Origin of the sequence: Pseudonocardia sp. 73-21 (assembly GCF_001899645.1) — a bacterium.
Classification (GTDB): Bacteria; Actinomycetota; Actinomycetes; order Mycobacteriales; family Pseudonocardiaceae; genus Pseudonocardia.
The window spans coordinates 91,425-105,923 of sequence record NZ_MKVV01000053.1; the positions used below are offsets into that span (position 1 = coordinate 91,425).

Annotated in this window: 5 protein-coding genes; 3 read left to right on the forward strand and 2 right to left on the reverse strand. The window is 72.3% G+C overall.

Going from position 1 to position 14,499, the window contains the following annotated elements; translation table 11 throughout:
- Both BGP03_RS17175 and BGP03_RS17180 read right to left on the reverse strand, forming a co-directional pair.
- Positions 1-1,516 (reverse strand): RAMP superfamily CRISPR-associated protein (locus tag BGP03_RS17175; RefSeq protein WP_299736725.1); only part of this gene is annotated, 1,516 nt, incomplete at its 3' end.
- Positions 1,513-2,994: a hypothetical protein gene (locus BGP03_RS17180; RefSeq protein WP_298800720.1), complete on the reverse strand. Its 1,482-nt coding sequence runs from the start codon at positions 2,992-2,994 to the stop codon at positions 1,513-1,515. The genes BGP03_RS17175 and BGP03_RS17180, both read right to left, overlap by 4 nt.
- A 215-nt stretch (positions 2,995-3,209) precedes the next feature.
- Here BGP03_RS17180 and BGP03_RS17185 point away from each other — a divergent pair, with 215 nt between their 5' ends.
- Genes BGP03_RS17185 through BGP03_RS17195 form a run of 3 tightly spaced genes read left to right on the forward strand, consistent with a single transcriptional unit; the run spans position 3,210 to position 14,169 of the window.
- Positions 3,210-5,063, forward strand: a complete 1,854-nt coding sequence (locus tag BGP03_RS17185) for an N-6 DNA methylase (RefSeq protein WP_299736727.1) — start codon at positions 3,210-3,212, stop codon at positions 5,061-5,063.
- A complete protein-coding gene (locus BGP03_RS17190) occupies positions 5,060-11,281 on the forward strand; it encodes a protein kinase (protein ID WP_298800722.1) in 6,222 nt (2,073 codons plus the stop codon). The genes BGP03_RS17185 and BGP03_RS17190 overlap by 4 nt, the downstream gene beginning before the upstream one ends.
- A 14-nt stretch (positions 11,282-11,295) precedes the next feature.
- Positions 11,296-14,169: a DEAD/DEAH box helicase gene (locus BGP03_RS17195; protein WP_298800723.1), complete on the forward strand. Its 2,874-nt coding sequence runs from the start codon at positions 11,296-11,298 to the stop codon at positions 14,167-14,169.
- Positions 14,170-14,499: the final 330 nt, after the last annotated feature.

Sequence of the window (14,499 nt, forward strand, 5' to 3'; positions counted from 1 at the left end):
GTGCGGTGACCGCGTCGAAGGCGATGTCGGTCCCCAGCAGTCGTGCCAGCTCGCGGCGCAGGTCGTCGGGGTCTGCGCTCAGGCGCAACCCGGAGCTGCGGACCAGCACGTCCGAGCAGAGCCAGACGGTGAACGACGCCGACGGTGGCGACAGGTCCGGCGCGCGCGGCTCGGCCACCTCGACCTGGACCCCGCCGTACTCCCCGCGGCGGCGCGCCCCGAGCCGGGCCGGGCCGGCGAGCGCCTGCCACCAGGTGGCGCCGTGGCGCTCGCGCAGCGCGGCGGCCAGGTTGTCGGCAACGATCAGCCGGCTGTGGAAGCGCCGGCCGGCCGGGAGCACCTCCACCTCGAAGATCCCGGTCTCCGACGTCGGCCGCTGCCGGTCGCGGTCCACCGAGTTGTGGCTGACCACCCCGGTGCCACCGTCCTGCAGCGGCAGCTCGCCCTCGGCCGGGTCGGGCGACGTCCACCGGTCGCGCACCTGCCGGGCGCCCACCGCGGGCCCGTTCAACGTCACGTCGTCGACGCCGGGGAGCCGGTTGCGGAACGCCGTTGCCGGCACCGGGAGTCCCCGGTCACCCAGCACGTCGGGATGGGCGTGCCGGACCGCCAATGACTCCCCGGCGACGGCGTCACGGACCAGGTCGCGACCCCAGCGCTCGCTCAGCCACGGCAGCAGCACGCTGCCGGGCAGGTAGTCGTGGCCCCGCACGACATTGCCCGCCGTGGCGAGCGGAACCCGCACCGGATCGGCCGTGGTGATCGTCAGATCCACGACCTGCCAGCCCGGGCCCGCCGTCATCGGACGGGGTGCGGAGGCCGGGGTGGCCGAGTGCTCCGGCGGGGCCGGGGGCTGCCATCCGGTGGCGGCGAGCCATGCCGCCCAGTCGCGGGCCCGCTGCCCGTCGGCCTCGATGCGCACCTGGCCGGGCCCGCGCCGCCGGTCTCCGCCGACGCGGTCGCACCACTGCAACCCCAGCACGAGCAGCGCGGTGGTCGCGGTCGCGGCGTCTCCGTCGGTGGGGTCGACGGTCAGCCTGGCCTCCAACGGCACGCCTCCCCGGGCGAGCTCGACGAACCGCAACATCTGGTCGGCCGCGCGGCCGGACTCGGGATCGATCCGCACCCCGGCCCGGACCGTCGTGGTCGAGGCGGCCAGGGCCGGATCGGCCAGCAGCGCGCGTCGTAGCCCGGTCGGTATCCGCCCCGCCCCGACGGCGACCGTTGCGGGACGCGGGGCGGTATCAGGGTCGGGACCGCCGAACAGCGCCGCGTGCCAGCGCTGCCACAGCCCGTCCTCGGCCCCGTCGTCCAGGGCGCGGGCCACGGTGAGGCAGGCGTCGCGCACCACTCCGGTCAGCGAGCTGCCCGGGAGATAGGGCAGGCCGTCGACGTCTCGACGGACCAGCGCGTCGACGTCACCCGGCACGCCGGTCCCGGTACCGACGTGCCAGTCGGTGATCGTGGTGATCCGCAGCCGGGTGTCGCCGCGCAGCGGCACCGGGGCCGCGGTCATGCCGACACTGCCGGCACGAACTCGCCCAGCTCCAGCAGGTCGAGCAGCCCCGGCGCGAGCCCGTCCGCTCCGCGCAGCGCGTCGAGGCGGGCCCGGTCCGTACCGTGCGCGGGTACCCGGGTGTCGAGATCGGCGAGCCGCCGTCGGGCCAGGACGGGATCGTGGCGGACCTCCCCACGCAGGGCGTACAGCTGGGTGCGGGTCACCAGCAACCCCTCTCCGCTGCGCGGCACACCGGCGACGAGCCGCATGCGCTCCCGTGCCGGTTTCCAGTCCCGGTCCGGCGGCGCCGCCGTGGCGTCGGTGCCGAGGAGGTAGGGCCGTTCGGTCAACAGCCGGCCGTGCGCGCCGTAGCCGGCGCGAATCGCCTCCAGCCCGGTGACCCTGGAGTCGATGAGCACGTGCACGTCGAGGCCATGGGTGCCCGGATGCGCACGCGCGAGCACCTTGGCCGAGGCGGCCAGCTCCTCGCCCAGCCGGTACCCGACCGAGAAGGGGAAGTGCGGCTTGACCAGCGCGACCCCCGCGGACGCGGTGAGCCCCACGGCGTCGGTGACGCGCCGGATCAGCGGTTGCGCGGCGCTGCGGTGGGCGAAGGCGTCGAGATAGTGCTCGACGAACGGCAACGCGACCGCCCCGTCGACGAGCACGGTCAGATCATCCCCACCGACGATCAGCGGCACCAGCGGCAGGGCGCGGCCCGCGCCGACCAGCTCCGCGAGATGACCGGCCGCGTCCCGCAGCGCCGCGTCGGCGGCTTGCTGCACCTGCGCGCTGACCGCACCTGTGTCACCGTCGAGGGCGCTGACCGCGGCGCGGAAGAACTCGCCCAGCCGGTTGCCGTCGGCGTGCACGATCCCCACCCAGTCCACGCTGTCGGCAAAGCGGTGCAACGCCACCGGGCGGTGTCCGGGCAGCCGCGCGGCGAGGGCTGCGCGCGCAGCCGGGCGCGCGTCACGCTTGGCGATCGCCGCGGCCGACAGCGGCCGAGGCCGCAGGTCCTCGTCCGGATCCCCCCTCAGCTCGGCATCGCGGTCGGCGTGCCAGGACCGGGCCGGCAGGTCGGTGGAGTGGCATGCGGCCACGATGGGCAGTCGCTGGTGTCTTGCCGTCTCCGACGCTCGCGCGGCGACGTGGCGGCCGAACTCGGCGAACACCGACCCGACCTCGTCGGCCGTCGGCCGTTCCCCGGCGATGGGCACGCCGACCGCCTGCACCGACAGTCCCGGCGCCTCCCGCAGGGCGCGCATCGTGACCGCCCGTGCCAACCGGCGGGCGGCCGCCGCGTCCGGGGCCAGTGCCAGCGTGCTGCCCGACGACGCCTGCAGCACGGTGCCGCCGGTCGACGCCAGCGCCTCCTCCACCCAGGACGTGGTGGCCGAGGCGATCAGGTGCGACGCCCCGACCGCCTCCCGCAGCCGATTGCTGGCGAAGATGTAGCGCTGGTTCCCGCTCGTGGCGATCAGGACGAGGTGCACGGGTTCCTCTCGGCTGCGGATATGTGATCTGCTGGCACGTCGGTGCTCCACCTCACAGCGTTAGCTGTCCGACACACACCATTGACGGACGGACCGGCCGGTCGCCATGAGACCACGCGGGGGACTGTGTTGACACAGTCAACCAGACTCTGTTGATATGCTCCAGTCAACAGAGTGTTCATCTGTTGCGACGACTCCCAAGACCGGAGTAGGGCATGGACCGGCAGGCTGTGGTGACGGCCGCGGGCGTGGCGCGTATGGCCGGCGTCGGCCGGGCGGCGGTGAGCAATTGGCGTCGCCGGTACGGCGACTTCCCGCGGCCGGTCGACGGACGCGACTCGAGCCCGAGCTTCCGGCTGGCCGAAATCGAGGCGTGGTTGCGGGAGCAAGGAAAGCTCGGCCCGCAGTCACTGATCGAGCTCGCGTGGCAGGCCGTGGCGACCGCGGGCGACGGCGCGCCCTCCGAGGTGGTTGCCAGGATCGGGGAGCACCTTCGGGGAGTCGACGTGGATCTTCCCTCGGGGATTCGCAGTGCCGTCGCCGACGTCGCGGCCGAGATCGGCGCGATGGAGGCATTCGAGCAGCTGTGCGCCCGGTACGTCGAGGCGTCGTCGCGCCAGCTCGCGGTCACCCCGCACGACCTCGCGTCGCTGATGATCGAGCTGGCGAGGGTCGACACAGGTTCGGTCCTCGACCCGGCGTGCGGAACCGGATCACTGTTGTGCGCCTCCCCGTCCGGAGTCACGGTGCTCGGACAGGAGCTGGACCCGGGGCTCGCCCGACTCGTGCGGGCCCGGCTGGCCTTCACCCACGACGTGGCACAGGTCGTCACCGGCGACGCCCTGCGGGCCGATGGGTTCGCTAACGTCGTGGCCGATGCAGTGGTGTGCAACCCCCCTTTTAATGAGCGCGCGTGGGGCCACGACGAGTTGCAGTTCGATGGGCGTTGGGTCTACGGACTTCCGCCAAGGGGCGAGTCGGAGCTGGCGTGGGTCCAGCACTGCCTGGCCCATCTGCGACCGGGGGGTCGAGCCGTCATCGTGTTGCCGCCCGGGGTCGCCTCACGGCGTTCCGGCAGGCATGTCCGGGCCGCTCTGCTGAGGCGAGGCATCCTGCGCGCGGTCATCACCTTGCCCCCCGGTGCCGTGGCCCCGGCCCACCTGCCCATGCAGCTGTGGGTGCTGGCGGTGGACGACGGCGAGGCGACGGACCGGGCCTGGTTCGTCGACACCACCGCCGGTTTGCCGGTCCGGCTCGATGATCTGGGTTGGGCCGAGGTCCGCCGGCGGGCCACGGCGGAGGAGTCAGACCCGGCTATCCGCCGGCTCGTGCCGACGATCGACCTGCTCGGTGACGATGTCGACTTCACCCCCGCTCGCCACCTGCGGCGCGAAACCGACATGGACGACCCGGGCGACGAGCGGGATCGGTTTGTCGCTCTGCTGGCGCGGCTCCCCGATCTGATGCCGCTGCTACGGCCGGTCGACGAGTCGACCGAGCGCGCGCGCACGACCGTGGGTGAGCTCGTGCGACAGGGGACACTCACCGTCCTTCAGCAGGTCGGGCCGATGGACGTCGGCACCGGACCGGGGACACCGGTGCTGACCGCGCCCGACGTCGTCGCCGGCCGCAGCCCCAGCGGTTCGGTCGCCGCCGACGCGGCCGGGGTGCAGCTCCGGCGAGGTGATGTCGTCGTGCCCACGATCGGCTCGCGACCGGTCGCCGTCGTGGTCGAGGACGACACGGATGCACTGCTGGGGCCGGGTCTGCAGTTGCTGCGGGCCGACCCCGATGGCCTCGATCCGCAGTTCCTCGCCGGTGTCCTGCGCAGCGGTGAAACGCTGCGGGTGGCGGCGACGAAGAGCGGCTCGTACCGCATCGACGTGCGGCGTGTGGAGCTCCCCCGAGTGCCGCTCGGCGAGCAACGCCGGTTGGGCCAGACGATGCACGGCCTTGCCCGGTTCGGCGCTGCGTTGGACGATGCGGCGGGGTGGGGACAGCGGCTGGTGCAGGGTTTGACCGACGCCGTCTTGCGGGGACAGCTCGAACCAGGGGGAGAAGACCAGTGACCGCGGGCGTCAGCATCATCGCAGGCCGCTTCCAGCTCGCGGGCCCGCTCGGCAAGGGCAACATGGGGGAGGTCTACCGCGCGCACGATCTGCACGCCGGAGCCCACGCTGCGGACCGGATCATCGCGGTCAAACTGCTCTTGAACAGCCGATACGGGCCACTTGGTGACGCGACAGGCGCGACCAAGGCGGCGGAGCGGTTCGCCCGCGAGGTCGCGATCATGCGCCGGCTCCACCACCCGAACCTGCCGCGCACGATCGACGGCGGCGTCGACCCCACCGGCCGGCCGTACCTGGCGATGGAGTTCCTCGACGGGCGCGAGCTCGCGGACCTCATCGAGAGCCACCCCCAGCTCCCGGCGTCATGGGTCGCGGCGCTGGGAGCGCAGATCGCGTCCGGCCTGGCCGCCGCGCACGCGGAGAAGGTCATCCATCGCGATCTCAAGCCCGCCAACGTGATGGTGGTGTCCGGCGGTCTGGTGAAGGTGCTCGACTTCGGGCTCGGCCAGATCGTCGACGACACCGACGGCGCCCGGCTGACCAGCAGCGGGGTGACGGTCGGCACGGCGCGCTACATGGCGCCCGAACAGTTCCGCGGGTCGACGGTCACCCCCGCCGCCGACCTGTACGCGCTCGGGTGCGTGTTGTTCGAGCTGCTCACCGGAGTACCGCCGTTCCACAGCGGATCGGCGTTCGAGCTCGGCGACAAGCACTGCAACGCCGACATCCCGCCGCTGAAGGCCCTGCGCCAGGACGTGCCGCGTGATCTCGAGCTGCTGGTGGAGCGGCTGCTGCGGAAGCGGGCCGACGAGCGGCCGGAGAGCGCGGTCGAGGTGCGCGATGCACTTGCCCGGCTCGCGATCGGCGACGACGAGGTGCCCGGCTGGGCCGGCGCCAACCCGGTGGCGTGGTTGGCGCGAACGACGGCACCTGTCGTGGTGCCGGGCCCCCGTGAGCCGCGACCGGTCGGGTTCGGCCTGGACATGTTCGAGGTCCATCGCACGCTGATCGCCGACTACCGGTCGTTCACCGAAGCCGGCACGGTGATCCGGGACCCGGCCATCGCCGCGTTCGTCGAGAACGACCTGGACCGCAAGTCGCAGTGGCCCGATCCCTGGCTGTCGCTCAACCCGTTCTTCGCCTCGGCGGGCACCGTCCTGGAGCTGGCGAACCAGGGCGTCATCCACGCCGAGTGCGCGCGCATCTTCCAGGAGCGCAAGGCCGCCGACGCGACGGTGTGCACGGGACGCCCGTTGACGTTGCACCAGCACCAGCGCGACGCCGTCGACGCGGCCCGGACCGGCGAGTCGTACGTGCTCACCACCGGCACGGGTTCGGGGAAGTCGCTGGCCTACATCGTGCCGATCGTGGATCGCGTGCTGCGGGAGCGGGAGGCGGAGGGTGCGCAGGGCGCCAGGCGCGTCCGGGCGATCATCGTCTACCCGATGAACGCGCTGGCCAACAGCCAGCTCGGCGAGCTCGACAAGTACCTGCGCCACGGCTACGGCGCGGGCCGTGAGCCGGTGACCTACGCCCGCTACACCGGCCAGGAGAACGATGAGCGGCGCAAGGAGATCCGCGACAACCCGCCGGACATCCTGCTCACCAACTACGTGATGCTGGAGCTGATGCTCACCCGTCCCGACGACCGACGGTCGCTGGTGCGGATGGCGAAGGGCCTGGAGTTCCTGGTCCTCGACGAGCTGCACACCTACCGCGGCCGTCAGGGCGCCGACGTCGCACTGCTGGTCCGGCGGGTGCGCGAGGCGTGCGGGGCGCCGGACCTGCAGTGCATCGGCACCTCGGCCACGATGTCCAACGAGGGGGGCCTCGCCGAGCGGCGCCAGGTCGTGGCCGACGTCGCCAGCACCTTGTTCGGCACCACGGTGCGCCCGGAGAACGTGATCGGCGAAACGCTCGAACGAGCCACCGGGGAGGCGCCCGTCAGCGTGCCGCCCGCGCGCCTGGAGAACACCGAGGCGCCGCGCGCCTACACCGAGCTGAGTGCCGACCCGCTCGCCCGCTGGATCGAGTCGCGGTTCGGGCTCGGAGATGAGGACGGCCGGCTGGTCCGGGCCGCTCCCGCCAAGATCGAGACGGCCGCCGCCGAGCTCGCCGGGGACAGCGGGGTCGACGCGGACCGCTGCGCCGAGGCGATCCGCCGCACTCTGCGCGCCGGGTCGGAGGCCAAGCATCCGGTCACGAACCGCCCGCTGTTCGCGTTCCGGCTGCACCAGTTCCTGTCCAAGGGCGACACGGTGTTCGTGACGCTGGAGGAGCCAGGCAGTCGCCACCTCACCCGTGACTACCAGCTCGTCCAGCCCGGTTCCGGTGGCAAGATCCTGCTGCCGTTGGCGTTCTGCCGCGACTGTGGCCAGGAGTACCTCACGGTGTGGCGTAAGGAGGCCGACAACGGCGTCGTGACGTACACATCCCGGCGCGACACCAGCGCGAGCGGTGGGCGGGTGGAGGACGGGTACCTGCACGTCGACCCCGCCAATCCGTGGCCGATGACGGTCGAGGACGCGATCGCGGGCCGGCGGTTGCCCGACTCGTGGCTGGAGTCCGACGACGCGGGCTACGAGTCCGTGCGTGACTCCTACCGCAAGCGGCTGCCGCGGCCGGTCACCGTCGACCCGTACGGCGAGGAAGGAGGCGGCGAGCTGCGGGCGACGTTCATCCCCGCGCCGTTCCTGTTCTGCCTGCACTGCGGCGTGAGCTACGAGCAGCTGCGCGGCAAGGACTTCGCCAAGCTGGCCACGCTCGACCAGGAGGGCCGCTCGTCGGCGACGTCGGTGGTGTCGACCTCCATCATCCGATCGCTGCGCCAGATCCCGCCCGAGGCGCTCGATCCGAAGGCCCGCAAGCTGCTCACCTTCGTCGACAACCGCCAGGACGCCTCGCTGCAGGCCGGCCACTTCAACGACTTCGTTCAGGTCACCCAGCTGCGCGGGGCTTTGTACCGGGCGTTGGTGGAGGCCGGCGACGACGGCATCGACCACGAGAACATCGCCAACCGGGTGTCCGGCGCGATGGGTCTTGCGGTCGCCGACTACGCCGGAGCCACCGACCTGCCGCCGTCGCTCGCCGCGAGCGCGGCCCGGACGTTGCGTGACGTCATCGCCTTCCGGCTCTACCGCGACCTGGAGCGCGGCTGGCGGGTCACGATGCCCAACCTCGAACAGACCGGCCTGCTGGAGATCCACTACGCGGATCTCGACTGGCTCGCCGGACAGGACGACCGCTGGTCGCGGACCGTTCCCGAGCTGCGCGACGCGACGCCGGGCCAACGCGCGGAGATCATGCGGGCGTTGCTCGACGAGATGCGCCGGTCGCTGGCCATCGACGTCGCCTACTTCCGCGACGACTTCGACGTCCTGCAGCGGGCCAGCGAGGAACGGCTCATCGATCCGTGGGTGCTCTCGGCGACGGACAAGCCACGGGTCGGTACCGCCTTCCCGAGCGGATCCAAGCCGGGCGCGGACCGGGCCGACGTGTACTTCTCCGGCCGGGGCAAGGTGGGGAAGTTCCTGCGCCGCATCTATTTCCGGCACCTGTCCGCCGACGACTCCCAGCAGGTGATCGAGAACCTGCTCGAGGTCCTGAAGGACGCACATCTCGTCGAGCCGATCATGGTCACACCGCAGCAGGCGGGCTGGCGCAGGCGTTCCTCCGGTACGGCCCGAACCGGGTACCGGGTCAAGGCCTCGGCGCTGGTCTGGAAGGTCGGCACAGGTGAGCAGGGCGCCTACGACCCGCTGACCCGCACCTACGCCAGCGGCGACGGCCCTCGGGTCAACCGCTTCTTCCAGCATCTCTACCGAGAGACCGCGGGAGCGCTCGCGGGGTTGGTCGGGCGCGAGCACACCGCTCAGGTCGATCCCGCAGAGCGCCAGCGTCGCGAGGACGCGTTCCGGGCGGGCACGCTCAAGCTGCTGTACTGCTCACCGACGATGGAGCTGGGCGTCGACATCTCCGAGCTGAACGCGGTGATGATGCGCAACGTCCCGCCCACCCCGGCCAACTACGCGCAGCGCAGCGGCCGAGCGGGCCGGTCCGGGCAGCCCGCGCTGGTCACGACGTACTGCGCCACCGGCAACAGCCACGACCAGTACTACTTCCGCCGCTCCGACCGCATGGTCGCCGGTGTGGTGGCGCCACCACGGCTGGACCTGGCGAACGAGGATCTGGTGCGCTCGCACGTGCAGGCGATCTGGTTGGCCGAGTGCGGGCTGAAGCTGGGTAGTGCTGTCCCCGCCATCCTCGACACCAGCTACGACGAGGAGGCCCGGCCACCGACGCCGCTGTTGCGCCTGCACGACGACGTCCGCGCGAAGATCGACGACGCGACGGCCCGAACCCGTGCGGTGACGGCCACCCGTGAGGTGCTCGGTGCCTTGTGCGGCGACTTCGCCCGGGACACGACGTGGTGGCACGACCAGTGGATCTCCGACGTGGTCATGGCCGCGCCGGAGCGGTTCGACCGGGCCTTCGACCGGTGGCGGGACCTGTTCCGAGCTGCGTTGGTGGACCAGGACGAGCAGAACCGCCGCGTGCTCGACCATTCCCTCGCCGAGCGGGACCGGCAGATCGCCGGTCGTCGGCGGCGGGAGGCCGAGACCCAGCTGAAGCTGCTGATCAACGAGAGCCTCGACAGCCGGTCGGTGCTGTCGGACTTCAACCCCTACCGTTACCTGGCCAGCGAAGGGTTCCTGCCCGGCTACTCGTTCCCCAGGCTGCCGTTGGCCGCCTACATCCCGACGTCCGCGCGCCGCTTCGGTGACGGCGACTACCTGCAGCGGCCACGTTTCCTGGCCATTCGCGAGTTCGGTCCGGGCGCCCTGATCTACCACGAGGGAGCCCGCTACCAGGTCAGCCGCATCCAGCTGCCCCCTGGTGGTGCCGGCGACCTGGTGACCACGACCGCCAAGCGGTGCGAGTCGTGCGGCTACCTCGGCGCCGACGACGAGGACGTCTGCGGCATGTGCACCGAGCGGCTGCCGGCGGTCACGGTCGGTCTCCTGCCGTTGCACACGGTCTACACCACCAAGCGGGAGCGGATCTCCTCCGACGAGGAGGAGCGCCGCCGCGCAGGCTTCCGCCTGGTGACGTCCTACCGGTTCCACGACCACGGGGCCCGTCCCGGCCGGCGGGACGCACTCGTCGATGACGAGGCGGGCCGGATCGCCACGCTCACCTACGGCGACTCGGCCACGGTGCGGGTCACCAACATCGGCCGGGCCCGGACCAAGGACGACGAGCCACCGGGCTTCTGGCTGGATCTCGCCGACGGCCGCTGGATGAACGAGAGGGACGCCGCGGAGGCGTCCGGTGACTCCGGCGAGCTGCCCCTGCTGGATGCCGAGGGCGACGACCGGCGCCGCAAGAAGCGGGTGATCCCCTTCGTCGAGGACCGCCGCAACATCCTCGTCGTGCGGATGGAGCACCCGCTTGAGGAGAAGGTGGCGCTGTCGCTGATGTTCGCCCTCGAACGCGGCATCGAGGCCACCTACGAGCTGGAGGACAGCGAGCTCAACAGCGAGCTGCTCCCACCCCCCGGTGACGTCCGGGACCGGATGCTGTTCACCGAGGCCGCCGAGGGCGGGGCCGGGGTGCTGCGGCAGCTGCAGTCCGCGCGGCTCGACCTGAGCACGGTCGCCGCGGCGGCTCTGGACATCTGCCACTTCGAGCCCGACGGCACCGACCGAGGCGGCGCGGATCCGGACCGGCCGTGCGCGCGCGGCTGCTACGACTGCCTACTGACCTACGGCAACCAGGTCCATCACGCCGCGATCGACCGGCACACCGTCCGGGATCTCCTCGTGCGCCTGTCGCGGTCCGAGACCCGGTCGACGGGGCGGGGGGAGACCAGGTCGGAGCAGTTCGCGCGGCTGGCCGACGAGTCCGACACCGGTCTCGAGGCCAGGTTCCTGAAGTGGCTGAAGGACCACGGCCTGCGCCTGCCCGACGAGGCGCAGCCCACGATCACCGACGCCCACGCCCGGCCCGACTTCGTCTACCGGTTGCACGACGCCACCGTCGCGGTCTTCGTCGATGGTCCGGTGCACGACTTCGCCGCCGTCGCCGCGAGGGACATCGAGGCGGAGGAGCGCCTGCTCGACCTGGGGTGGGAGGTCGTGCGCTTCCCACACGACGTGGACTGGTCGGCGATCGCCGCACGGCACGAGCGCTACTTCGGCGCCGGGGCCAGGAACTGATCGGAAAGGCAAGAATGACGACCTACACGGCCGGTTCCCTGGTCGCCGCGCGCGGCCGCGAGTGGGTGGTGCTCCCCGACAGCGCCCCCGACATGCTCGTGCTGCGCCCGCTCGGGGGTGGCGACGCCGACGTCGCCGCCGTGTTCCCCGCGTTCGAGCAGGTGACGAGCGCGCAGTTCGCGCGGCCGAACGCCGACGACTCCGGCGACGCGCACGCCGCGGGGCTGCTGCGCACGGCGCTGCGGATCGGGTTCCGCTCCGGCGCGGGCCCGTTCCGGTCACTGGCCGGCATCGCGGTGGAGCCGCGCGCGTACCAGCTGGTGCCGCTGATGATGGCCCTGCGCCAGCGGGTGGTCCGCCTGCTGATCTCCGACGACGTGGGGATCGGGAAGACGGTGGAGGCCGGGCTGATCGCGGCCGAGCTGCTCGCCCAGGGCAGCGCACGCCGGCTCGCGGTGCTGTGCTCGCCCGCGCTGGCCGAGCAGTGGCAGGGGGAGCTGCGCAGCAAGTTCGGCATCGACGCCGAGCTGGTGCTGGCGTCCACCGTGTCGCGCCTGGAGCGGGATCTGGCGCTGGGCCAGTCGCTGTTCGACCGGTATCCGCACGTGATCGTGTCCACGGACTTCATCAAGTCCACGCGCCACCGTGACGACTTCGTCCGGCACTGCGCTGATCTCGTGATCGTCGACGAGGCCCACACGTGCGTGGCCGCCGACGACACCACCACGACGCAGAACCAGCTCCGCTACGAGCTGCTGTGCAAGGTCGCCGCGGACCGGGAGCGCCACCTGCTGCTGGTGACGGCCACCCCGCACAGCGGCAAGGAGGGCGCGTTCCGCAACCTGCTGGGCCTGCTGGTCCCCGACCTGGAACGGGTCGAGTTCGACACCGACGCCGGACGGCGCGAGCTGGCCCGGTACTTCGTGCAGCGCAAGCGCGCCGACGTCCGCCAGTTCCTCACCAGGGCCGACGGCGCCGCCGACGACAGCCTCGCAGAGTCCACCGCGTTCCCGTCGGATCGCCTCTTCACCGACAAGACCTACGCGCTGTCGCCGGGCTACCGCGCCCTGCTCGACGACGCGATCGCCTTCGCGGGTGAACGGGTGAGCGCGGCCGGAGAGCACGGCAGGCGGGAGACGCGCATCGCGTGGTGGTCGGCGATTGCGCTGCTGCGCTCGCTGGTGTCGTCGCCGCGCGCGGCCGCGCAGACGTTGCGGACCCGCTCGGCGACCGCGGAGGCCGCCACGGCCGAGGAAGCCGACCGATTGGGCTCGCCGATCACCCGGGACGCGGCCGACGCCGACCAGCTGGAGGGCCTCGACGTGGCTCCCGGCGCCATCACCGGCACGGCCGGCCGCCTCGCCGAGCTGGCCGAGCGCGCCGACGCACTCGAGGGCGCCGAGGGTGACCGCAAGCTCGCCGTGCTGATCACCCAGCTCAAGGCGCTGCTGGCCGAGGGCTACCACCCGATCGTCTTCTGCCGCTACATCCCGACGGCCGAGTACGTGGCCGAGCACCTCGACGGGAAGCTGGGCCGCAAGGCGGTGATCCGCGCCGTCACTGGCACGCTGTCGCCGCAGCAGCGCATCGCCCGGATCGAGGAGCTCGCCGATCTCGCGGGCTCCGATCCGGCGGCGCGCCGCGTCCTGGTCGCCACCGACTGCCTGTCGGAAGGGGTGAACCTGCAGCACCATTTCGACGCCGTCGTCCACTACGACCTGGCGTGGAACCCGACCCGCCACGACCAGCGCGAGGGCCGCGTCGACCGGTTCGGCCAGCAGCGCGACGTGGTCAAGGTCGTCACGGTGTACGGCAGCGACAACGTGATCGACGGCCGCGTGCTCGAGGTGCTGATCAAGAAGCACCGGCAGATCCGCAAGGACCTCGGCATCTCCGTGGCCGTGCCCGAGGCGGTCGCCACCGGCGTCACGGACGCGATCGTGGAATACCTGATGGACCGGCAACGCGTCCCCGAGCAGGCGATGCTGGATCTGGATCTCGGGCCGCAGCAGCTCGCCCTCGACGACGAGTGGCGCTCTGCTGCCGAGCGGGAGACGGCCTCGCGTTCCCGCTACGCGCAGCGCAGCATCCACCCCGAGGAGGTGGCCCGTGAGGTCGCGGCGATCCGCGACACGCTCGGTCGGTCGGGCGAGGTGCGCGGGTTCGTCGAGCAGGCGCTCACCGCGCTCGACGGGGTGCTGTGGCGAGAGTCGGACAGTGGGTTCGCCGCGGACCTGTCGGGCGCGCCCGCCGGGCTGCGTGACGCCGTGTCGTCGGCGCTGGGCCGCTCCGTCGACGACGGGCCGCGGGTGCCGTTCCGCGGCACCGCTGCGGTGGCACGCGGCGAGGTCGCGTTGGTGCGCACCGATCCGGTCGTCGCCGCCCTCGCCGGGCACGTTCTCGACGCCGCGCTCGATGTGCGGGCGGTCGGTCCGCGGCCGGCGCGGCGGGCCGGGGTGGTGCGCACCGCCGCGGTCACCGTGCGCACCACGCTGCTGCTGGTGCGCTACCGCTTCCACCTCACCCTGCCGTCGCGCACGGGGGAGCGCCAGCAGGTGGCCGAGGACGCCCGCCTGCTCGCGTTCACCGGCTCGCCGCAGAACGCTGCCTGGCTGACCCCGGACCAGGCACAGGATCTTCTGCAGGTTGCCGCGGACGCCAACACCGCGCCCGACTTCGCCCGCAGCACGCTCGACCGCGTCCTGTCCGGTCTCGACGCCACCACCGCGCACCTGGACGCCGTGGGCGAGGACCTCGCCGACGAACTGCTCGCCGCGCACCGCCGCGTGCGGAGCGCGTCCGGCGAGATCGTGCGCGGAGTGCAGGTACGCGCCCAGCAACCCGCCGACGTCCTCGGCGTGTACGTCTACCTGCCCGGAGCGGTCTGATGTCCCCGACCAGCAGCACCCAGGTGTTCTCCGCCGTCCACACCGTCGGTGGCCTGTTGCCCGCCGACATGCTGGTGTACATCGCCGAGGGCAAGGACGTGCCGGGGGCGCGCCCCGCCGACTACCGCGCCTTCGGCGCCCGTTCCGTGCAGGACGAGGCCGAGCGGCACTGGGACTACCTGCGCTCGCTGTGGACGGAGCTGCGCGACCGCCTGCCGCAGTCCCCGGCCGCCGACGTCCCGGCCGACGCCACCGGCGTCGCCATCTCCCAGTGGCTGCTGCCGCTGTTCGCCGAGCTGGGTTTCGGCGCCCTGACCGCACTCGGTGCCG

Bases quoted from the DNA above. Each gene is read 5' to 3' on its own strand.
- BGP03_RS17185 (WP_299736727.1), top strand. From the start codon at position 3,210: ATGGACCGGCAGGCTGTGGTGACGGCCGCGGGCGTGGCGCGTATGGCC.
- BGP03_RS17195 (WP_298800723.1), top strand. From the start codon at position 11,296: ATGACGACCTACACGGCCGGTTCCCTGGTCGCCGCGCGCGGCCGCGAG.